23 protein-coding genes are annotated in these 23,025 nt (G+C 40.1%); 22 read left to right on the forward strand and 1 reads right to left on the reverse strand.

Going from position 1 to position 23,025, the window contains the following annotated elements:
- The first annotated feature begins 23 nt into the window (after positions 1–23).
- The 16 genes from AC1M9C_RS01365 to AC1M9C_RS01440 all read left to right on the forward strand — a co-directional run bounded on the left by AC1M9C_RS01365 (position 24) and on the right by AC1M9C_RS01440 (position 16,366).
- Positions 24–968, forward strand: coding sequence for a VOC family protein (locus AC1M9C_RS01365; RefSeq protein WP_481953063.1), 945 nt, complete (start codon positions 24–26; stop codon positions 966–968).
- A gap of 82 nt (positions 969–1,050) precedes the next feature.
- A complete protein-coding gene (locus AC1M9C_RS01370; RefSeq protein WP_481953064.1) occupies positions 1,051–2,457 on the forward strand; it encodes an aromatic ring-hydroxylating oxygenase subunit alpha in 1,407 nt (468 codons plus the stop codon).
- Positions 2,457–2,954 carry an aromatic-ring-hydroxylating dioxygenase subunit beta gene (locus AC1M9C_RS01375; protein WP_481953065.1) on the forward strand — a complete coding sequence of 166 codons (498 nt, stop codon included), beginning with the start codon at positions 2,457–2,459 and terminating at the stop codon, positions 2,952–2,954. The genes AC1M9C_RS01370 and AC1M9C_RS01375 overlap by 1 nt, the downstream gene beginning before the upstream one ends.
- 53 nt (positions 2,955–3,007) lie before the next feature.
- Positions 3,008–3,226, forward strand: a complete 219-nt coding sequence (locus AC1M9C_RS01380) for a ferredoxin (protein ID WP_481953066.1) — start codon at positions 3,008–3,010, stop codon at positions 3,224–3,226.
- Positions 3,227–3,237: 11 nt separating this feature from the next.
- Entirely contained in the window at positions 3,238–3,774 is a 537-nt protein-coding gene (locus tag AC1M9C_RS01385; RefSeq protein ID WP_481953067.1) for a VOC family protein, read from the forward strand.
- A gap of 138 nt (positions 3,775–3,912) precedes the next feature.
- A complete protein-coding gene (locus AC1M9C_RS01390) occupies positions 3,913–4,698 on the forward strand; it encodes a 2-keto-4-pentenoate hydratase (protein ID WP_481953068.1) in 786 nt (261 codons plus the stop codon).
- Positions 4,699–4,716: 18 nt separating this feature from the next.
- A complete protein-coding gene (locus AC1M9C_RS01395; protein WP_481953069.1) occupies positions 4,717–5,670 on the forward strand; it encodes an acetaldehyde dehydrogenase (acetylating) in 954 nt (317 codons plus the stop codon).
- A gap of 1 nt (position 5,671) precedes the next feature.
- Positions 5,672–6,697 (forward strand): 4-hydroxy-2-oxovalerate aldolase, encoded by a 1,026-nt coding sequence (gene dmpG, locus AC1M9C_RS01400; RefSeq protein WP_481607476.1) that lies wholly within the window; start codon positions 5,672–5,674, stop codon positions 6,695–6,697.
- Between the two features lie 76 nt (positions 6,698–6,773).
- Positions 6,774–7,598 carry a DUF4116 domain-containing protein gene (locus AC1M9C_RS01405; RefSeq protein ID WP_481953070.1) on the forward strand — a complete coding sequence of 275 codons (825 nt, stop codon included), beginning with the start codon at positions 6,774–6,776 and terminating at the stop codon, positions 7,596–7,598.
- 888 nt (positions 7,599–8,486) lie between these two features.
- Positions 8,487–9,875: a methylenetetrahydrofolate reductase C-terminal domain-containing protein gene (locus tag AC1M9C_RS01410; protein ID WP_481587077.1), complete on the forward strand. Its 1,389-nt coding sequence runs from the start codon at positions 8,487–8,489 to the stop codon at positions 9,873–9,875.
- Between the two features lie 207 nt (positions 9,876–10,082).
- The gene (locus AC1M9C_RS01415; RefSeq protein ID WP_035267952.1) at positions 10,083–10,763 is read left to right on the forward strand and encodes a GntR family transcriptional regulator; all 681 of its coding nucleotides are present in this window, start codon (positions 10,083–10,085) and stop codon (positions 10,761–10,763) included.
- 214 nt (positions 10,764–10,977) lie between these two features.
- Positions 10,978–13,071 (forward strand): TonB-dependent siderophore receptor, encoded by a 2,094-nt coding sequence (locus AC1M9C_RS01420; RefSeq protein WP_481953071.1) that lies wholly within the window; start codon positions 10,978–10,980, stop codon positions 13,069–13,071.
- Positions 13,071–14,087 (forward strand): ABC transporter substrate-binding protein, encoded by a 1,017-nt coding sequence (locus tag AC1M9C_RS01425; protein ID WP_481953072.1) that lies wholly within the window; start codon positions 13,071–13,073, stop codon positions 14,085–14,087. The genes AC1M9C_RS01420 and AC1M9C_RS01425 overlap by 1 nt, the downstream gene beginning before the upstream one ends.
- Positions 14,084–15,100: a FecCD family ABC transporter permease gene (locus AC1M9C_RS01430; RefSeq protein ID WP_481953073.1), complete on the forward strand. Its 1,017-nt coding sequence runs from the start codon at positions 14,084–14,086 to the stop codon at positions 15,098–15,100. The genes AC1M9C_RS01425 and AC1M9C_RS01430 overlap by 4 nt, the downstream gene beginning before the upstream one ends.
- On the forward strand, positions 15,097–15,861 hold the full coding sequence (locus AC1M9C_RS01435; protein WP_481953074.1) for an ABC transporter ATP-binding protein: 765 nt from the start codon (positions 15,097–15,099) through the stop codon (positions 15,859–15,861). Before AC1M9C_RS01430 ends, AC1M9C_RS01435 begins: the two co-directional genes overlap by 4 nt.
- Position 15,862: 1 nt before the next feature.
- A complete protein-coding gene (locus AC1M9C_RS01440) occupies positions 15,863–16,366 on the forward strand; it encodes a GNAT family N-acetyltransferase (RefSeq protein ID WP_481953075.1) in 504 nt (167 codons plus the stop codon).
- A gap of 54 nt (positions 16,367–16,420) precedes the next feature.
- Here the strand turns inward: AC1M9C_RS01440 and AC1M9C_RS01445 are convergent, their stop codons facing one another.
- A complete protein-coding gene (locus AC1M9C_RS01445) occupies positions 16,421–17,089 on the reverse strand; it encodes an epoxyqueuosine reductase QueH (RefSeq protein ID WP_481953076.1) in 669 nt (222 codons plus the stop codon).
- A gap of 336 nt (positions 17,090–17,425) precedes the next feature.
- Here AC1M9C_RS01445 and AC1M9C_RS01450 point away from each other — a divergent pair, with 336 nt between their 5' ends.
- From AC1M9C_RS01450 to AC1M9C_RS01475, 6 genes are all read left to right on the forward strand, one after another.
- Positions 17,426–18,409 (forward strand): putative oxygenase MesX, encoded by a 984-nt coding sequence (locus AC1M9C_RS01450; protein ID WP_481953077.1) that lies wholly within the window; start codon positions 17,426–17,428, stop codon positions 18,407–18,409.
- A 50-nt stretch (positions 18,410–18,459) separates the two neighbouring features.
- The gene (locus AC1M9C_RS01455) at positions 18,460–19,503 is read left to right on the forward strand and encodes a methionine synthase (RefSeq protein WP_035269655.1); all 1,044 of its coding nucleotides are present in this window, start codon (positions 18,460–18,462) and stop codon (positions 19,501–19,503) included.
- Positions 19,504–19,599: 96 nt separating this feature from the next.
- Positions 19,600–20,094: a flavin reductase gene (locus tag AC1M9C_RS01460; protein ID WP_035269657.1), complete on the forward strand. Its 495-nt coding sequence runs from the start codon at positions 19,600–19,602 to the stop codon at positions 20,092–20,094.
- A 43-nt stretch (positions 20,095–20,137) separates the two neighbouring features.
- Positions 20,138–20,938, forward strand: a complete 801-nt coding sequence (locus tag AC1M9C_RS01465) for a sulfite exporter TauE/SafE family protein (protein ID WP_035269659.1) — start codon at positions 20,138–20,140, stop codon at positions 20,936–20,938.
- A gap of 103 nt (positions 20,939–21,041) precedes the next feature.
- Entirely contained in the window at positions 21,042–21,959 is a 918-nt protein-coding gene (locus tag AC1M9C_RS01470) for a LysR family transcriptional regulator (protein ID WP_035269661.1), read from the forward strand.
- A gap of 300 nt (positions 21,960–22,259) precedes the next feature.
- A complete protein-coding gene (locus AC1M9C_RS01475) occupies positions 22,260–22,922 on the forward strand; it encodes a hypothetical protein (RefSeq protein WP_092766425.1) in 663 nt (220 codons plus the stop codon).
- Positions 22,923–23,025 lie beyond the last annotated feature (103 nt).

The following is a 23,025-nucleotide window of genomic DNA, read 5'->3' on the forward strand; positions in this document are numbered from 1 at the left end:
GAATGGAATACAGGAGAAATGGAATGAATATTATCGGTGTAGATCAATTGATCTACGGTGCAAATGACTTGGCAGCCTCAGTTCAATTTATGCAGGACTTTGGTTTGACTGAAGTGCCAGGTCAAGCTTTTGGCCGCTATTTTGAAACTTTAGATGGTACAGGTATTCTGGTTGCAGAAGCAGATCATGCTGCTTTGCCGCCAAAGCTCCCATCCATGAGTCAGTTACGCAAAATGGTCTATGGTGTTGCAGATCAAGCGACTTTAGATGCCATTCAAGCTGAACTTTCTAAAGACCGTGATGTTAAGGTTTTAGAAAATGGTGCTTTAGAAACTGTAGATGACTCAGGCATTAGCATTGGTTTCCAAATAAGCATTCGCCGTGAATTGAATTTGCCTGTAGAAAAAATCAATGCGCCAGGTGCTCCACATCAGCGTGGCTATAATCAGCTGGGGGTAGATCATTCTATTCAAATTCAACCGCGTACAGTTGGACATACGGCAATCTTTGTTCCAGATGCTGCCAAAGCCGAAGCCTTTTTTGTCAACCGTTTAGGTTTTCGTGTCAGTGACCGTCTAGGTGGCGGACCATTCCTGCGTGCTGGCGGTACCACAGATCACCATACCTTATTCCTCATTCAGGCACCGGAACATATCAAAGGTGTTGAACATATTTCATTCCATCTTTCTGGGCCAAGTGAGTTGATGCTGGCAGGCCAGCGTTTTGAAAAAGCGGGTCACGAAAGCTTTTGGGGCCCTGGCCGTCATGGTTTAGGTTCGAACTGGTTCTGGTATTTCGACGGGCCATTGGGTTGCCGTTTTGAATACGATGCCGATATGGATCAGCTAGATACCGACTGGGTTCCACGTGAGCTTCCATTACATGAAGACAATGCCCAAGCCTATTTGCTGGAATTCAGAAAGCAGAACTGGGCGCCATTTAATGGCCCAGCCAAAAAAGCAGGCTAATTATTTTTTAAACCGAGCTGCCCAGCAACGCTCAGGATGAGCGCAAGCCAGGCATAGAAAACAACAATCAGGGAGATGTCGCATGTTTAAGTATATTCAAGTGACTGCAGGAAGTGATGAAGACTATGTGGATCATTTATGTGATCGTGTAGAGGAAAGTTTAAATAACGGTTTGTTACCGATTGATGTGTTTAATGACGATGCGGTATTCCGTGCAGAAATGGAACGTATTTATACCCGCAACTGGATTTTTATTGCGCATGAAACTGAAATTCCGAATTCAGGCGACTATGTATTGCGCCGTCTGGGTTTGGATAAAGTGATTGTGACGCGTGACAGCGAAAATAAAATCAACGTTTTGCTGAATCATTGCCGTCACCGCGGGACAGAGGTATGTCATAACGACCGTGGTAATGCGACCAGTTTTAAATGCCCGTACCATGGTTGGGTGTATAAAAACAACGGCGACTGGATGGGCGCACCGCACATGAAAGACGCTTATGGCGGCAAGCTTGATGCGAAGGAATGGGGATTACTTCGCGCCGCTAAAGTTGAAAGCTTATATGGTTTTATCTTTGCCTCTTTAAATGAAGATGTACCTGATCTACGTGAGTATCTAGGTGACACGGTATGGGCCCTGGATGCGATTTTTGGTATTCACCCAGATGGCGTGAAATTACTTAAAGAACCAGAGCGCTTCCAGGTCAAAGCCGACTGGAAAAGCGGTGCAGAAAACTTCTGTGGCGATGCCTACCATGTGAGTACGGCACATATGTCTGCGGCGAGTTCAGGTTTTATTCCAAGCGTCAATCAAGTCAGCACTCATGCGTCAGGTTATGATTTTGGTAACGGTAACAGTTTTATTGGTCATAACTTGTCCGATATGGTCGGCATTCCATTACCAAATTGGGGGTATCCACCAGAGCTACAGGCACAGTTTGATTTATCTAATCTAGATGAAACCCAAATTAAAATGATTAAAGAAATTCCACCGACCATTGGTACGATTTTTCCGAACTTCAGTTATATGCGTTTGCCACATCCGTCAGCGCCGGGTGAAATGCCTATTCCATTTACCAACATTCGTATGTGGCAACCAGTTGCACCTGGGGTGATGGAACTTTGGAACTACGAGTTTGAGTTCAGCTTTGTACCAGAACACTATGCAGAAAAAGCTTATGCCGCAGGACAATATGCCTTTGGTTCGGGCGGTATTTTTGAAGCAGATGATACTGCGGTCTGGGAAGGAATTGCTAAGGGGGCACAAAGTCCGTGGTTGCGCAAGGAAAAAGTCAATTTGCACTACAGTCAAAAACAGACAGGTAAAGATCCAAGCTGGACAGGCCCAGGCGAATTTCATCCATCCATTTACGGTGAATACTGTCAAATTGGGTTCTGGCGCCGCTGGCTGAAAGAAATGCGTGAAGGCAAACAAGCCAAAGTAACTTGTCTGGTTGATGAAAATGAACAGCAAAAAGGAGTGGCATAATGGATTATTCAACTCACAATACTGTACACAAATTTTTGGCACAGGAAGCGCTGCTGTTAGATGAACGCCGTTTTGACGAATGGTTTGCGCTTTTGGATGATGAGATTGTCTACGAAGTACCACTGCGTATCAGCTCTTATCATTTTAAAGATGAGTTTCCTGGCGAAGCCTACCGTGTGTTAGATCGAAAAGCACATATTAAAACACGTATAGATCGTATGGCATCGGGGCAGGCGTGGGCAGAAGTACCACCATCACGTACTTTACGTGTAATTGGTAGTGTGATGATTGAACCTACTGAACAAGCCGATGTTGTAAATGTTCACAGTGCTACGATTATGTACCGCCAACGTGGTCATGATGAACAGGGCGACATCATTCCTTACCGCCGTGTAGACACGCTAAAAATTACAGAGCAGGGTGTTCGTTTATTAAAACGCAAGGCTATCTTAACAGAAGCGGTTTTACGTACTCCAAATTTGGGCGTGTTCTTATAAAAAAACATGAATAGTCTGAAAGGACAGAATATTGAAATTAAAGGATGAATCTCATGAGCAACAAAAAAATTGAAATTATTTTAGACGCACACCAATGTCAGGGTTATGGCATGTGCCTCATGTCGGAAGATATATTTGAAATCCCAGAAGGCAGTCAGGTGGCTAATTTAAAGCTGCATTTAGTTGATATTGATCGTGAAGATGAAGTGATAGAACTAGCAGGCTCTTGTCCTGCACAAGCCATTAGTTTTCGTATCTTAGAGTCAGCATAAGGAATCTGGTCATGTCAGTTGTACAGAATATGCTGAGTAAGCGCTTCGACCAAATATGTTTTGTGGTGGAAGATTTGCAGCAGGCAATGAATTTCTTCAGTAAGACTAATGGCGTTGAAGTGTGGAATGTCGCTGAAGGTCTTTCTCAGACCCAAAAAGAGAAAGAGTATTATGGTCAACGAGGAGACTTTCAATTTAGCTGTGCGTATGGCTTTGCTGGTGAAACCTTAATCGAACTAGCTCGCCATGATGGTGGCAAGAGCGTATATAAAGACTGGCTGGATGATAAAGGTAAAGGCCCGCATCACATAGGGTTCCGTCAAAAAGATGCGGCTGAATATGCCCAAGCGGAACAGCACTATTTAAATTTAGGTATTGTTAAAGCTATGGCTGGATTTTTCGAAGGACCATTTGGTAATTGCCGCTGGGCATATTTTGATACTCGTGATCAAATCGGCTGTTTTACAGAACTCTATTATGTCGATGGAGAACTTGACCAACGTATGTCAGAGCTAAAAAGCGGTAAAAACGTCAGTATCACAGACTAATTCATTTTGATGTCAGCCCATTTTAAGGAAGAGTGCAACATGGGCTGAACCATTTTCACTCAATTATAAAACTATGAGCATTCAAGCTTAGGCGGAGCTTCGCCTAAAAATAGCTTGAAACAAGAGAAGGAGCCGAGAATGGAAGCCACAGAAATATCGATTGCGGATGCATTATATAAAGCCGAACAAAGTCAGCAAGCGATTGCACCAATCCGAGAACTTTTGCCTGAAGCTGCTACAGTTGATCAGGCTTATGCGATACAAGACATTAATACTAAGCGCGCGCTGAATCAAGGTCGTCGTCTAGTCGGAAAAAAAATTGGCCTCACCTCATATGCAGTCCAAAAACAGCTAGGCGTGGATTCACCTGATTTCGGCATGCTTTTTGAAGATATGGCATTTGAGGATGGTCAAACCATCCCGTTTCACAAGCTGATTCAGCCTAAAGTTGAGGCGGAAATTGCATTGGTGCTGAAAAGCAGTTTAAACCATAGCAAACATAGTGTGGCTGACATTATTGCTGCTACAGAGTATGCCGTGGCTGCGATTGAAGTCGTAGATAGCCGTATTGAAAACTGGAAAATTTCCTTATTGGATACAGTAGCAGACAATGCTTCAAGTGCAGCCTTTGTTCTTGGAACTCAAAAAGTACAGTTGGCTGATGTTGATTTAGTGAATTGTCGTATGCAAATGACTCGTTCAGATGAAGTGGTATCAGAGGGACAAGGCAAGGCCTGTCTGGATAATCCACTCAATGCTGCGGTCTGGCTAGCAGATGAAATGGTACGGCGTGGACGGCCTTTAAAAGTTGGTGACATTGTTCTGACTGGTGCATTAGGTCCAATGGTGGCAGTAAAAGCAGGTGAAGAATTTAAGGTAGAGATTGAAGGCTTTGGCTCAGTCTCTGTACGTTTTAGCGCATAACAAATAGGGACAAATATTATGGCAAAAATTAAATGCGCCATCATTGGTTCGGGCAATATTGGTACCGACTTGATGATTAAAATTATGCGCAATGCAAAATACCTGGAAATGGCTGCAATGGTCGGTGCAGATCCTCAGTCTGATGGTTTGGCGCGTGCTGCACGTTTTGGTTTTGAAACCACTGCTGAAAGTGTTGAAGGCTTGCTCAAACTACCATCATTTAAAGATATTAAAATTGTCTTTGATGCTACCTCTGCTGGGGCACATGCACATCACAATGCAGTATTGCAAAAATATGGCATTCAAGTGATTGACTTAACGCCTGCGGCAATAGGACCTTATGTGGTGCCGGTCGTGAATCTGGATGAGCATCTGGATGCAGCCAATATCAACATGGTAACTTGTGGAGGTCAAGCAACAATTCCAATGGTACGTGCAGTCTCAAAAGTAGTGAAAGTTCATTATGCTGAGATTATTGCTTCAATTGCTAGCAAGTCTGCAGGTCCGGGTACACGTGCCAATATCGATGAATTTACTGAAACCACATCTAAAGCCATTGAACAAGTCGGTGGTGCGCAAAAAGGCAAAGCAATTATCATAATGAATCCAGCTGAACCTCCTTTAATCATGCGTGACACCGTGTATTGCTTGGCAGAAGCGGGTGCTGATCAGGATGCTATCCGTACTTCAGTAAAAAATATGGTAGATGCCGTAAATGCTTATGTTCCGGGTTACCGATTAAAACAGGATGTACAGTTTGAAGAATTTAATGCAGAGCGACCGCTAAATATTCCAGGCTTAGGAAAATTAGCCGGCTTGAAAGTCTCTATTTTCCTTGAAGTTGAAGGTGCAGCACATTACCTGCCAGCTTATGCCGGTAATCTCGACATCATGACCAGTGCAGCTTTAGCTGCTGCTGAGCGTTTTGCCGAAATGCACTTAACCCATAATAACGTAGTAGCAGGAGCGTAAAATGTTAGATCCACAACGTAAGATTTATGTTTCTGATGTGACCCTGCGGGATGGCATGCATGCGATCCGCCATCAATATTCCTTGGATCATGTCCGTCGAATTGCTCGCGCCCTAGATGAAGCTGGGGTAGATAGCATTGAGGTGGCACATGGCGATGGCTTGCAAGGTTCAAGTTTTAACTATGGTTTTGGCGCACATACAGATTTAGAGTGGATAGAAGCTGTTGCTAGTGAAGTCAAAAATGCCAAAGTGGCGACTTTACTATTGCCTGGCATTGGCACTGTCCATGATTTGAAAGCAGCCTATGATGCTGGTGCACGCGTTGTTCGAGTTGCGACCCACTGTACCGAAGCTGATGTATCTAAACAGCATATTGAATATGCTCGATCATTAGGCATGGATACCGTTGGATTCCTAATGATGAGCCACATGAATACACCTGAAGGTTTGGCTCAGCAAGGTAAACTTATGGAAAGTTATGGTGCCCAGTGTATTTATGTAGTGGATTCTGGTGGTGCCATGAATATGTACGATATCGCTGATCGTTTTAAAGCTATGAAAGATTTGCTGGATCCTGAAACAGAAACAGGTATGCATGCACATCATAATCTTAGTTTGGGCGTGGCGAATAGTATTGTAGCATTGGAACATGGATGTAACCGTATTGATGCTAGTTTAACAGGTATGGGGGCTGGAGCAGGCAATGCACCACTTGAAGTATTTATTGCAGCTGTTCAGCGAATGGGTTTGAACCATGACTGTGATGTGAAAAAACTGATTGATGCTGCCGAAGATATTGTGCGTCCATTACAGGAGCGCCCTGTGCGCGTAGACCGTGAAACCTTGGCACTCGGTTATGCAGGTGTTTATTCAAGTTTCTTGCGTCATACTGAAACGGCTGCAGCAAAATATGGATTATCTGCATTTGATATTTTAGTCGAACTAGGTAAACGCCGTATGGTCGGTGGACAGGAAGACATGATTGTCGATGTAGCGTTGAATATGTTGAAAAATCAGAAATTATAAAAGTAAATAAACAAATGGATGATGAAATCATTTATACATTTCATCATTCTACTGTACATAAAGAGAAAGTTTCGAAATGATTCAATGTACTCGAATGTATGATCTAAGTTATGAAGCTGACTTTAAAGCAGTCAGTGAACATGGCTTATATCTACAGTATGTAGTAAGACAAGATTTTAAGTTATGTTATGAGGCAGTTAAACAAAACTCTAGAGCTATTAAATATGTTAAAAACCAGACTGAAGATTTATGTTTAATGGCTGTCCAGCAAAATGGCGATACTTTACAGTTTATTCATGAACCAAGCCATGAAATAATTTTAACAGCTGTGAAAAATGAAGGGCTAGCACTACGACATGTATTATTTCAGAATGAAGAAATATGCTTGGCAGCAGTAATGCAAAATGGATTTGCACTTAAATATGTTCATCATCAAACAGAGCAAATTTGTCAAGTTGCAGTTCAATCACATCCTCTAGCAATTAAATACGTTAAGCACCAAACAGAAGCTCTTTCTTATATGGTATTACGCAAAGATGGTATGGCGATTAGAGATATTCGGAATCCAACTGCTTCAATGTGCCTGATGGCTATTGAAAATAATCCTATGTCTATTCAATATATTAATAACCCTAGTAAAGAACTATGTGAGTATGCTGTAAAGCTTCGGCCTTATGCGATTCAATATATTGAGGTGTGCTATGAGGACTTATGGTTCCAAGCAATAGAGCAGCGAGCTTTTGTGATCCAGTTTTTAAAAGAGTATTCAGAGAAAATTTTGAAATATGCATTACGTTGTAATCCAGTTAGTCTGAAATATATCAAGAAAGAGTTTCAGTCAGATGAGATTATTAATTTTGCGCTTTCACAAGATGCTGGATCGAAAAAATATAATCGATAATCGCAACAGATAAAAATAGTTTTAGTTTCGAGAGCGAAAATATATGATTAACATAAAATAATATTTTTAATATCTTTTATTAGTGCTGTAATACCAGTAGACAACGAACTCCATTTAATGAACCGCAAAATTGAAATTCTTTTAAGTATTATATTGCACAAGGTGCCTACAAGATATTAGATGTAACTTCTGCTTATAGTAATTCATAATCGGGAAGGGGATGTATTCTTCAGCATTTCGCTTACTATGATGTCGTCGCGGATATAGATGAAACTTATCTGGGGCGTACCATTATAAAAAGTGCATACTAAAATCGATAATAGTAATTATATTGATGACGGCTCTTCTTTCACCAATAGGCTTTTTATTTGTCATAATAAGTGAAGTTGGTGATATAGTAAGAGAGTTTGGTAGTGAAAAAAGTTTAATTGCTTAAAAATAGATCAATTGATCTGTGTATCCTAACTTGTATCCCATAATTTTTTGAAATTAATTAGTATAATAAAAACAATAGGGTAGGTGTTAGTTATTATCCGTCTGGGCCCACCAAATAAAACGACCACTTACGCGCATTAATCGTAAGTGGTTTTTTATTTTTTAAATTTTGGTAAGCAAATGGTAACAGCTTAAATCATCAATTATTTATAATGACCTTTAGGGAATAAAGAGTTCAAAGATAGAATATCCTGATTTAATCGATTTTAATGATTGTTCTACAATCTTGTTCAAAAGCCGATTTTTCCCAAGCTATTTAAATTTAATAGATAACTTGGAAATGGGTTACATCTAATTTAATAAATTCTGTTAATCTTTGAATAAGTGCATGAATTCTATTCATTTGGATTTAGACAATGATTGCAGTCTAAAAAAATCGGTCAATCAAGACACATGCTTAATTTTTTTCAACACTTAGAACTTCAAAAATTCTGTATTTTAGTAGAGTATTTAACCTCAACCAAAAGCCAACAGATAACGCATAATATAGCGGGCTTTCCAGCCTTTGTAGCCATTGCCGATCGTGTCCAATCGGATCACGATATGGCACCCCTTGAAGCAAGTCAGGATTATCCAAAATCAATCGATAAAGTTTTGCATTTTTCAGGGAAAGGTCGTGATATTAAGGATTTTGAGTTATTTCTTCATCAGGCTAGTTCAGCTCAGATTAGAAATTTACTTTTGATCACTGGTGATAAGCTTAAAGAGCATAGTTATGGGGATGATCAATTTGAACGTACCCGATATCTAGAATCGATTAATGCAGTGATGTCCGCAAAGAATTATGGTGGCTTTAATATAGGTGTTGCATTTAATCCCTTTAAATATACTGAGGCTGAGCATTATGCTCAATATTTAAAATTACATAAAAAAGTTAAAGCCGGCGCAGATTTTATTATTACCCAATTAGGGTATGACATGGATGCCTTAAAAGAGATAAAGTCTTTTCTAAAACATTACCATTACAAACAAAAAATACTGGCTTGCGTTATGCCACTGAGCTTGGCACGGGCCAATTTTATAGTCAAAAATAAAGTCGCTGGTATTGTGATTACACCTTATATGTTGAGAGTGTTGGCTCAGGAAAAACAGAATGGATTGGCTGAAAATGCGTATAAGCGGTGTGCCATACAAATATTGATGTGTAAGCTTTTAGGTTTCAATGGTGTTCATCTTTCAGCATGCGAGAAGTCAGAAGAACAGAAGATTCTTCAAAATTATATTGAGCAATATCAACATGATGATTTAGAGGAACTAGAAGCACGCTGGAAATCTCTTTGGCAGATTAAGACTGGAAATGAGTTTGTTCCAGAATTAACTTATGATGCACGTCAACCGACATTAGGTCAGCTGATTAAATATCATCATTTGCATGTCATGCATAAAGCCCTTTTTGAGTCCAAAATCTCTAAAGGTATAGGTAAGTTTATTTTTAAAGCGTCCTTTTGGAATAACGAGCTAGCATCAAAAACTTTGTTAAAAACCGAATTTACGTCTAAACATATGGTTGTGGGCTGTGAAAATTGCGGTCAATGTAGATTGGCTGATACTTTATATATTTGCCCTGAAACATGTCCTAAAGGACTTGCAAATGGTCCTTGCGGTGGCACCACATTAGATCGATGTGAGTTTGGAGATCGTGAATGCATTCACTCTGTAAAAGCCCGATTAGCCAAAGCCGTACGACATACTGACGTTTTAAAAGATACCCTGATTGCAACCGTACCCATTGAAGTTCGTGGAACCAGTTCTTGGAAAAATTGGTTTTTGGGAAAAGTTTAAGTCTTTTCAATTTCTTGTATGGGTTGATTTATAGTATTGAAATGCAATTATTAATTAGCGTTATATAGGGGCTTAAATTAAATTATCCTATAAATCTAAAAGCCAAAATTTAATCTATTTTCCTATATATCAATATTTACTGATTCTTAAATTCTCATGATGACTCTATAATTTATTTATTACATAGATGTAAAACGAGAATTAAGGATGAGCATAACGCCCATTAAGTCAGGCACTGGCAATTTAGCTAATGTGATTTATCAACAAATAAAGGATGATATTTTTAGCTTTAAGCTCAAACCTGGACAACGTTTTACTGAAACGGACCTTTCTGAAAAGTATGAGGTTAGCCGTACCCCAACACGGCAAGCACTGTATCGACTTGAACAAGAAGGCTATGTGAATGTGCATTTCCGCAGTGGTTGGGAAATTAAGCCTTTAGATTTTACCTTTTATCAGGAGCTCTTTGATTTACGTATGATCTTGGAAAAAGAGGCTGTTAAACGTTTATGCGTAATGGATCATGAGCAATCTGAAGAATTACAGAATTTAAAGCGATTATGGCTTGTAGACGAACAGGACTATAACCAGAACACCCAAGCATTGGTGCTGCAAAGTGAAGATTTTCATTGTGCCTTGGTTAGAGCTGCAGGAAATCGTCAAATCGCCAAGATTCATCATGAAATCAGTGAAAAAATCCGAATTGTGCTCAGTCTAGGCGCCATGCGTGAATTCGATATCCAGCATGCTTATCAAGATCATGCTGCAATACTTAGATGTATTTTAGCTCGTGATGCTGATGGGGCGATCCATTTAGCAGAACATCATGTCTTACATAGTATTGAGGACGTGAAGAAAATTACCCTTAAAATATTTTCAACTGTTTAGGATAATTTATTAAAAAAATGCCAATTTTCAAAAATTGGCATTTTTTTTGCTTCTAATCCATATCTTGTATACAAGAATGTACACAAAACTAATCCAGCGATGCTAGAACAACTTGCGCTTAGTTTTAGTGCATTAATTTTATGAATAGTGCACCAATTTGAAATCACTATTTGTAAATGCATCAATATTGTGCGTATAGATGAGGATAGTTTTTTTGAAATCGCGTGTAGTTTTTTTAATGAGTTTGGTTGGTATAAATGATCAGGTGATTGCAACAGATCAGGTCAAAACCTTAGATACGATTTATGTCAGCACAGCTTTAGCCTCAGAATCTACACAGCAATCTCAAGCTTTAAGCAAGTTTCAGCATGATCTATTGGATATCCCTTTCAATAAAAGTCATCTGTCGCAAGATGTCATTCAGCAGCAAGATATTCAGCGCATGGATCAAGCCCTCAGCATCGTGAGTGGGGTATTGCATCAAAATAATTATGGTGGGGGCTTTTGGGATAATTATTCATTCCGGGGATTCCAAGGCAATCCCAATATGGGGGTGAATGCCATTCGTAATGGGCTAAGTGTCAATCGTGGCATTTCTGCACCGCGAGATATGGTGAATATTGAATCACTGGATTTTTTAAAAGGTCCCAGTGCCGCACTGTATGGACGTGGTGAGGTCGGTGGGGCATTGAATGTCACCACAAAAAAACCACAATGGACGCCTGAAACAGTGCTTAATCTTCGTGGAACAACACAAGATGAATATCGTTTAAGTCTAGAGCAGACCGCGCCAATCAGCGATGCGTTGGCGTATCGAATGGCCTTTGCCATTGAGGATAATCAGTCGTTCCGTGATCATGTCAGTAGCCAACGTTTATTTGTCGCACCGCAATTCTCGTGGAAATTATCTGAAAATACCCAAGTGGATTTAGACACTGAATTTACCCAGCATTTAGGCACATTTGACCGTGGTATCACGGCTGTAAATAACCAGTTATTGATGGATCCAAAGACCTTTACCGGTGAGCCTTCTGATGATGATATGCGCGTCAAAGACAATCTCTATCAAGTTCGATTAAAGCATCAGTTCAATGACGCATGGCAGATGAATGCTGCGATCAGTTATAAAGATGCGCAGATGGTTGGCTATTCAACAGAACCACGCAAATTACAGGCCGACCTTGAAACATTAGAGCGTCAGCGTCGTCATCGTGATTATCAGACTGAGGATATTCTGCTACAAGGTGAATTACTTGGTCAACTGCAACTCGGTCATGTGCAGCATGAATGGGTACTCGGTGCAGAAACAGGACGTTTAGACTTTATGCAACGTCAATTGCGTCTCAATCACTCGGCTGCTCAGCCCAATTGGATCAACATTTACCATCCCGTTTATGGGCAATTTAGTTCCGAGATGCCTTTACATACCGATTCGGATGAACGTCAGCAGTACATGGCTGTGAATGTACAAGATCAGGTTTTTTTTAATGATCAATGGAATATTTTATTCGGTGGTCGATTAGATCGTGTCGAACAGCGCTTGATCAACCATCGCACACAATTCAAGGATCAGAGTACAGCACAAAAGTTTAGCCCACGTATAGGCCTCAATTACCGTCTTACGCCAGCACTCTCTTTTTACACCAATTATGGCGAAACATTTTCCATGAATAATGGCATGGGTCGCACAGGGGAGACGTTTGCACCTGAAACAGCGAAAAGCTATGAAATCGGCGCGAAATACCATTGGCAAGATCACAGCATGCTTAGCATCGTCTTGTTTGATATGGGCAAAAAAAATGTTCTGATGACGGATGCGATTGACCCAAACTTTGAAGCTGCAATCGGTGAAGTGAAAAGCAAGGGACTTGAAATTGACTTCAACCATCGTATCAATGACCAGATGCTGGTGTCAGCAGGCTACGCCTATATGGATGCCAAAGTCAGCAAAGATGATGTGTTGCCTGCAGGCTCAGCACTGAGCAACGTACCCAAACATAGCGCACATGTCATGGCAAGCTATGACCTTTTGCAAAATGCGCAACAAGCGGCAGGTCTAAATTTCAACCTCAATTATGTCGGGCAACGCAGTGGGGACAGCCCAAACAATACGGCTAATGGTTTCAGCTTACCTGCCTATACCGTATTTAACCTTGGGGCTTATTACCAAGCAAATCCAAATTTACGCTATCAATTGAATATTCATAATTTGTTAAACGAGAAATATTATCTATCCAGTTATAGCCATGTATGGATTCAACCCGGTGAGCCGATCAAAGCAGCGTTATCGGTACAGTGGCAATACTAATGCAAAGATTTATTGTCCTTTTACTGAGCTGTGTACTGTTGGCTTGTACGGCAACAGAGCAACCGATACCAGCAAAAATACAAAGCCCAACATCGCATTGTGTGGTTGATAGCTCAGAGACCGAAGTCTGCCTAGCTCAGCCGGCACAGCGCATTGTATCCTTATTTGAGTCAGGTTTAGACGGGCTACATATGTTGGGGCAGGGTGCAAAGGTCGTGGGGATTCCTGCTGAGGTGTATTTACAGCCCTTGTTATTTAATGCTTATTCTAAAATGGACTCACGTATTGCCAATAAGCAACTCGCCACACCTTCACAAGGTACAAATGCCACCAATATTGAAAGCTTAATGCTGTTAAAGCCAGATTTGGTCATTTTAGTCAGTGGGCAAACGCAAACCATTCAATTGCTTCGACAATTCGGTATTGCGGTCTATGTGATGGAGTCAGGCACCTATAATCAGGTAAAAGAAGAGCTGTATGAAATTGCCCAACTCACCGGTGCTGAGCAACGTGCTAAAGAAATTCTGGATTTTTCAGATGCGCTTCTGGCTGAAGTGGCACTCAAAACCTCAAAACAAAAATATAAGCAATCAGTGTATTACGCATGGTCAGGTGGGCGAATTTATTCAACCTCAGGACGCAAATCGATTACCAATGATTTTATTGAATTGGCTGGGGCTTACAACATCGTTAAGACAGAGACCAATCAACCGAATGTTAATCCAGAAACGTTGATTGAGTGGAATCCTGACAATATTGTGCTGTGGAATACCGACCCAAACCTGATTTATCAGCGTAAAGAGTTACAAGGTTTAAAAGCAGTACAACAACAGAAAGTGTTTAATCTCAGCCCTGCATTTATCTATAACCCACATACAATCAAAATTATTGTGACTGCGATTTATCTGCATCATCACATTTACCCTGACACCTCAGGCTTAGCAGTTGAAGCCTTGCAACTCAAAATTTTAGAGAAACTCTATGGTCAGAAAATTGCCAAGGGGTTGATGTCATGAATAAGGCAAAATTGAAATACACCTGGTTTTATCCATTGCCGATTCTGCTGATTTTTGTGTCGCTGTTGCTCGGCCCCAGTCAAACATTAAGCGCAGGGGATTATGCACTATGGTTTATCCAGTGGATATTTGGTACAGCGTATTTTGATGCGCAACAATTTAGCTTGATGCACAATATTGTCTTCAATATTCGCCTACCACGCATCTTATTAACCTTTATGGTTGGGGCGGCTTTGGCAACAGCCGGCAATGGCTTGCAAGCTTTATTCCGCAACCCCTTAGTGGATTCCTATGTGCTAGGGATTTCTTCAGGTGCCGCCTTTGGTGCGGCTTTAGCATTATCTTTGAGTTGGTTATCGCCCAATTTATCAGCATTTATTTTTGGCGTATGTGCAGTGGCATTAACCTATGTGTTTGCCCAACAAAAGCATGAAAGCCAAACTTCATTGGTGATGGTGATTTTATCCGGCATGATTGTTTCAGGTCTGTTTTTAGCAGGACTGACCATTATTCAATATTTAAGTGATCCTTTTAAATTACAAGCGATCGTGCAGTGGACCATGGGGAATTTACATCAGGCATCGTGGCAGAAAGTCCAATATGCGGTTGTGCCGATTACGGTGGCTTTAATGGGCTTATACGCCATGCGTTGGCGCTTGAATCTGATGGCATTGGGAGCTGATGAAGCACAAGCTGTGGGGGTGAATCCGAAGTGGGAGCAACTCATACTGATTGTATTGGTGACGCTATGCACCTCCACTTCAGTGGCTGCCGCAGGCATTATCAGTCTATACGGACTATTTATGCCGCATATTGTGCGCATGCTGGTCGGCCCTGACCACCGCTACAGTATTCCTGCCAACATGATTCTAGGCGGTAGTTTTTTACTGCTGATTGATAATTTTTCACGAGTTTTACTGAGCTTTGAAATTCCAATCGGCATTTTCACCATGCTCCTCGGTGCGCCATTTTTCTTATTATTAATCAAAACACAAAGGACGGCTTGGGCATGATTCATATTGAACAGTTGAACTATGCCTATGGGCATAAACACGTGTTAAAAAATATTCAGCTTGAATTTCCAGCCCATCAGTTCTCGGTGATTTTAGGTCGCAATGGTTGTGGCAAATCGACCCTATTTAAACTGATGGCAGGTTTAGAACAGACCACAGATGGGCAAGTACTTTATGCAGGTCGAGCCTTAGAAAACATAAAAGGTAAAGAAAGGGCCGCGCTACTTGGATTTTTACCGCAGTTCCATAAAACGGTTTTCCCATTTTTAGTTAAAGATGTGGTGATTACAGGTCGGGCTGCATTTAGTCGATTTCGTCCATCTAAACAAGATTGGGACATGGTCGATCAGGCTTTAGTTGATCTCGATATCGAGCATTTAAAAGAGCGTCCTTATACGGAGCTATCAGGCGGGGAACGTCAATTGGTGATGATTGCCCGTATTTTAGTGCAAGCACCGAAAGTGATTTTATTAGATGAGCCGACCAATCATTTGGATGTTTATTATCAATCTTATTTGATGAAAAAATTGCGTCAATTGTCACGGCAGAATTTTACAGTGATTGCCATTATGCATGATCCGAATTTGGCATTTTTATTTGCCGATCATTTGTTCTTTATGCGTGAACATGAAGTGATTCATCCTGATTCAAAAGCGCGTCTCACCGATCCGAAATTTTTAAAAAGCGTCTACGATGTCGAGTTTCATGAAGCCATGATTCAAGACAAGACCATTGTTATCCCTGATCATTCTTGGTTGTAAAATGAATTTAACCTATGAAACACTGCAATCCGCCGATCAATCTGTCATTCAATTTGCTTTATATTCACGGCAGCTTTTATTTCCAGAACTGTATGTTGCTTGTATTCCAAAAGATATTGCCCAGTTTGAGCAGTACTATGTGGACAGTCCTTTAGGCTGTTTTATCGTGGTCAAAAATCAAGCCAAAATTATTGCAACGATTGCTTACCGTGCCTATGACGGACGTTTTGATTTGGATATTGCTGAAGGTGCTGTTGAGGTGGTCAAACTTTTTGTACTGCCTGAATATCGTCGACAAGGCATTGCCACGCAACTGTGTCAGTTATTATTTACACATGCCGAGCAACACGGCATAGAAACCTTGTATTTGCATACACATCCCTTTTTACCTGCAGCGGAGCAATTTTGGCGTTTACAAGGTTTCGACGTGATTAAACGTGAGTGGTTAAAAACTTACAATACCATTCATATGTTAAGAACTATAAAATCTGGTCAACGATTTTGAAATTTAGCCATAAGCTTAATTATTTATATAGATTATAGCTAAATACTGAAGTAATCAGTCTAGATCATCCAGAGCATTTGAATAGAATTTCACACCTATTTTGATGCGATCACGCCCTTGGCTCATACGCCAACGATTAGTATCACGTAAGGAATAGACGCAACCACAATATTCCTGTTGGTAAAACTCCTCTTTTTTGCTGATTTCGAGCATACGCACAGCACCACCATTCTTACGCCAGTTGTAATCCCAATAAGTTATCCCTTCATAATGTGAAGCTGAACGATGACCACAGTCGTTGATTTGCTTCATATCTTTCCAACGGGAAATACCAAGCGAACTACTTATTAGACTGAAGCCATTTTCAGCTGCATATAAAGCTGTACGTTCAAAACGCATGTCAAAACACATAGTACAACGAATGCCTTTTTCAGGTTCATTTTCCATACCTTTGGCGCGTGCAAACCAATTGTCTGTATCGTAATCACAGTCGATAAAAGGAATGTTATGTTTTTCGGCAAAGCGAATATTTTCTTCTTTACGAATTTCATATTCTTTGACAGGATGAATATTGGGGTTATAAAAAAAGATCGAAAAGTTGATGCCTGATTCAATCTGGGTTTCCATCACTTCACCCGAGCATGGTGCACAGCAGGAATGAAGTAGAAGTTTGTCGTGACCTGCTGGGAGAGACAGTTTTTGACGTTCAAGTTTGTTTGACATGGTTATATAGGTTTAAATTTAAACCCTATATTTTAAAGATTGAGTTGATAATTAAACCTCTAATAAGCTGATATTTTCTAAGGTTAGGTTGAGATAAATTCACTTGAGCACCATTTGAGTGAACGGAATCGCATCCGTAAACCAGTGATCTACTCATTAACTGCATGGATAAGTTAGCTCATCTATTCTAAATCGCTTTGAAATAGCGAATATGCTTTAACATGAGGGATTCTCATCTTAAGCTGAATTTATATCGTTTTACTCACTTTATTATTCACGTTTAAATACAGCCATTCAGAAATTTAGTTTTTTATAAAATTTTAGGTGGCAATCTCCATGAGTACAGCATTTGAGTGTTCAATTAAACGTATCCGTTTTGATGAAAACTATACGCCAGCAGAAAGTACACGTTTGACTACAAACTTTGCTAATTTGGCTCGTGGTGAAAGTCGTCAGGAAAATCTGCGTCGTACACTTGCGATGATCAACAACCGTTTTAATAGCTTGGCGACTGTCGATAATCCTAAAGGTGATCGCTATTCACTTGAGATCGACATCATTTCTGCAGAAATTGATATCGAAGGCAATGGACAAACTTTCCCATTTATTGAAACACTGAAAAGTGTGGTGATTGACCACCAAACAGGTGAACGTATTGAAGGTATGATTGGCAATAGCTTCTCATCTTATGTACGTGATTATGACTTCAGTGTAGTATTGACTCAGTTGGGTTGTGGCGTGGGTGAAAAACCTGAAGATTTTGGTAATCTACATGGCAAATTGTATAAACATCTGGTGAATTCAGCAGTATTTAAAGCAGAATTCAACAAAGAACCAGTAATTTGCTTAAGTGTTTCAACCTCTAAAACCTATTACCGTACCACCAACGTACATCCTATTTTGGGTGTGGAATACAAAAATGATGAATATTCACGTACCGATGAATATTTTGCCAAAATGGGCTTACGTGTACGTTATTTCAAACCTGTAGGTGGTAACGCACCACTCGCATTCTATTTTGCTGGCGATTTAGTCCGAGACTACACTGATTTTGAATTGATCAGTGCTATTGCGACCATGGAAAGTTTCCAACGCATCTATCGACCTGAAATCTACAACACCAACTCTCCTGCAGGTGTGGTGTATCAACCAAGTCTAAGCTATGGCGATTATTCACTTACACGTGTGGTGTATGACCGTGTAGAACGTGCTGAGTTAGCAGTCAAACAAGGTAAATGGACAGAAGAAAATTTCATTAAGCCTTATCAAGACATTTTAAATGAATGGGCTGAAAATTTCGAAGTCGAAACAGCTGCTTAAAACATCCAATTGATATACAGATTCACGAATTTAGAGAAAGAAGATTAGACATGGCACTTACACCACCGAAATTATTACTCCCAACTTCAACTGCGGGTAGTTTACCGAAACCATCTTGGTTAGCTGAGCCTGAAAAACTATGGTCTGCATGGAAACTCGAAGGGGAAGAGCTTCTTGAGGCAAAACGTGATGCATTGAAATTATCATTACATGAGCAAGTCACTGCTGGTATTGATATAGTGAGTGATGGTGAACAAACCCGTCAGCACTTCGTCACTACATTTATTGAGCATCTTGAAGGTGTGGATTTCGAAAAGCGTGAAACCATGCGTATTCGTAATCGTTATGATGCAAGTGTACCTTCTGTTGTGGGCGAAGTTTCTCGTAAACAAGCGGTATTTGTTGAAGATGCGAAATTCTTGCGTAGCCAAACCAATCAGCCAATTAAATGGGCGTTGCCTGGTCCAATGACCATGATTGATACTTTATTTGATGGTCACTACAAGAGCCGTGAAAAATTGGCTTGGGAATTTGCCAAAATTTTAAACCAAGAAGCTTTAGAGCTTGAAGCAGCAGGCGTGGATATTATCCAATTCGATGAACCGGCGTTTAACGTATTTTTCGATGAAGTAAATGATTGGGGGGTACCAACCCTAGAGCGTGCACTTAAAGGTTTAAAATGTGAAACTGCGGTTCATATTTGCTACGGTTACGGTATTAAAGCCAATACCGATTGGAAACAAACTTTGGGTAATGAATGGCGCCAATACGAAGAGTCATTTCCGAAGCTACAACAATCTAAGCTCGATATTATTTCGCTTGAATGTCAAAACTCACGTGTGCCAATGGATTTGATTGAATTGATTCGTGGTAAGAAAGTTATGGTCGGTGCAATTGATGTGGCAACTAATCAAGTTGAAACCGCAGAGGAAGTCGCGAATACCTTGCGTAAAGCTTTGCAATTTGTGGACGCGGATAAGCTTTATCCATCAACGAACTGTGGTATGACGCCGCTCTCTCGTCAAGTGGCACGTGGCAAGCTTGAGGCTTTAAGTGCTGGAGCTGCCATTGTCCGTAAAGAGCTAGAAGCTTAATCAAACGTAGTCTTGTATTAATCAGGGCAAATCGTCGCAAGATCATTTGTTCTGTCTAATGGACGACACGTCATATGTATATTTGAGATGAAAGAGATGATTGAAGCAACAGACTTTAGAAATGCAATGTCTTTACTTACAACTGCGGTAAATGTGATTACAACCACAGGCGAAGCAGGGATGCATGGCTTTACTGCATCTGCGGTATGTAGTGTCACAGATACTCCGCCAACACTATTAGTCTGTATGAATCAGTTCTCTCGTTCACATGCACATTTTGTTGAAAATAAAGTCTTGGCTGTAAACGTACTGAGTACTCAGCATGAACAGCTTTCGAATGCTTTTGCTTCAAGCAAGCTCAGCTCAGAAGATCGCTTCAGACTAGGTGATTGGATTGATTTAAAAACTGGGTCGCCGATTTTAGAAGATGCTTTAGTCAGTTTTGATTGCGAGATTGAGAATATTCAACAAGTCGGTACACATAGTATTTTTTTATGCCGTGTGACTGCAGTAAAGCAAAGTAATCAAGAAGAAAGTTTGGTGTACTTTAACCGTGCTTATCATCAAGTGGGTCAGTTGGAACACGCTTAACTCAACCCCTTAATCCCTTCATCTTTTTAAAAGTTAGTCTATTGTGGAACTTATAACCTTTTTAATCATCGGTGCATTTGCTGGTTTTGCGGCTGGGCTGTTTGGTGTAGGCGGTGGTACGATTATTGTGCCACTACTTTTTATTGTCTTTACCCAAATGGGTTATGATCCTGATGTCATTATGCATCTGGCACTAGGAACATCTTTAGCAACAATCGTTGTCACTTCGATTAGCTCATTAATGGCACACCATAAAAATGGTGCTGTGCTATGGCCTGTATTTAAAAATTTAGCTCCACCCATGGCCATCGGCTGTTTTGCAGGTGCTGGAATTGCTGGTTTGTTACCGGGATTACATCTTCAAATCATGGTCGGCTTATTTTTGATTTGGGTGGCGTATACTATGTTTACAGGCGCGAACAAAGCAGTTAATTCAACAATGGCTCTTCCTTCATCAAGTCAGCAAGTTGCAGCAGGTAGTGTCATTGGGATTGCATCGGCACTCTTTGGGATTGGTGGTGGTAGTCTGACCGTTCCATATCTGAATCGTTATGGGGTGGTGATGCAAAAGTCTGTCGGTACATCTGCTGCTTGTGGATTACCAATAGCTCTAGCTGGTGCTATAGGGTTTATGGTTTTTGGTATGACTGCTGAGATCAATGTGCCGAATACCATCGGGTATGTTCATATTTATGCTTTCGTTGGCATTAGTGTGATGAGTTTTATAACAGCAAAATTTGGTGCCAAAACTGCACATGCCTTATCGCCAGCAATGTTAAAGAAATGTTTCGCTGTCTTGTTGGTTATCATAGGAAGTATCTTCCTTGTAAAAGGATTGATTTAATTTCACCCAAATGTCTTATCAGCCTAGATAGCTCACTTAATGTGGGCTAAAGCGAAGATTTTAATATGTCCCTAGAGGGATCATGATTTGAGTTTTTTCCCATATGATCGAACTAAAACATTTGAAAATGCTATTGGCTTTGAGAGAGCATGGCTCTTTAGTCGCTGCAGCGAGTGATCTCTGCATTACACCTTCAGCCGTATCTCATCAGTTACGTGAGCTTGATCAGTGGATGGGGGTTGAAGTCGTCAACCGCAAGACGAGGCCAATTACTTTTTCTAATGTTGGTTTAAGACTGTTGCAGTTAGCGGATGAAATTTTACCGCAAGTTCAGATTGCTCAAAGCGATATCACGCGTATTATCCATGGGCAAACTGGTAGAATTACATTTTCTTCAGAATGCCATAGTTGTTTTGATTGGCTCATGCCGATATTAAATCAGTATCGAAACCAATATCCTGATGTTGATTTAGATTTTGCATCAGGGTTTGAAGCAAATCCTCATGAATTGCTACAAAATGGCGAATTTGATTTGTTGATTACTGCAGACCCAATTGCATTAAAAGGAGTTGAATATTTCCCAGTATTTGAATATGAATCACGACTTGTTTTATCTACAACACATCCTTTGGTACGTGCAAAAAACATTACTGTTCAAGATTTAGCTGAAGAAACGCTGATTACATTTCCAGTAGACAAACATCGTTTAGATATCATGTCGAAGTTGTTCATTCCTGCAAATATTCTTCCAAAAAATATTCGAACCACAGATCTGACCCAGATGCTGATTCAGTTAGTCGCAAGTGGGCGTGGAATCGCAGCTTTACCAGATTGGGTGGTAAACGAATATGAAATCAAAGGGTGGGTCACTTCACGTCGCCTAGATTGCGTTGCACCAGAGGGGTTAAGGCGTACTTTATATGCAGGTTTTCGAACTGAAGATAAGGAAAAAGATTATTTCGATTCATTTATAAAAAAATTAGCTAAATTTTCAGAATCAAGAAAACTCTATTACATGTAAGAAAGTTTAATCGTACTGAATAGAGTAAAGATTGAACCTCGAATGAATCTTCATATAAATAATGAGCGAAATTAAGATGAAAAGTAGATAGTCGCCATTATTTGTATGAAGACGAATTTTTTGCTTTTGATTATACTTTTTTAACTAAGAGTGATGTCTGACATCGAGACATTGGACTCATCATCTGTTTGTAGAAAGTAAACGATTTGATCTCAGTCCATTGTCCACTATTTTGGTCATTTATCTAAGTGGTTTTTTTAATTATAAAACTCAATACATTATAAATTTAAGATTATATCCATGATACAACTCATACCTTCATTTTCAGTTTCAGACTATCTCAGCTTATTTTCGATTATTTGTACGACGCTTATAGGTATCGTCGCTGTCTTTTACGGTCGAAAAACGTATTTTGTGAGTCTGAAAAGTTTTAATGAAAATAAAAATTTATATGAGGCTGCATCTTTTTACATTCGAGAATTTATCTCTGTAAGCCCGAATAAAACAATAGATCCTTTTTTGAAGAAAATTGCCAGTGATCAACTCAATGGCGGTGTTGAGATTCCTTCATTCTTAACCGATATACTTATACGCAAATATGCAGATTACTATTTTTACTTAGTGAAGTCCCTTCGCACTACATGGAAATTTTTTAAAGTTGAAAATGGAGAAATTCAATGTATTTATTCAGAACGGGAATTAGTCTTTAAAGGGTTAGCGTATGGTGCCTTATATACCGTCACCGGTTCTTTAGCTTTTTTTATATTTTCAAATTTTACTTGGTTTTTAGCTCGTTATACCTCAGATAGCGCATTAAACACAGGGATGACTTTAATCATTTTACTTGTATTTCTTTTGTTCGTAGCACTTGGAAGCTTAGTTATGATTTTTAAGTTAATCACTGTGCGTGATATCAACCAGAGTCTAAACCTACTTAAGCAATCAGAAAATAACCGCTCATAACAAACAAAATAGAATCACGTGTAAGCTTTTTTTTTGAACAAGAAAATTGCACGCAGGTTAATTTCGGTGCTTACCGCGTATTCTTTACTCCGACTGATTCATC

Source organism: Acinetobacter sp. 24-47-39 (genome assembly GCF_056783825.1).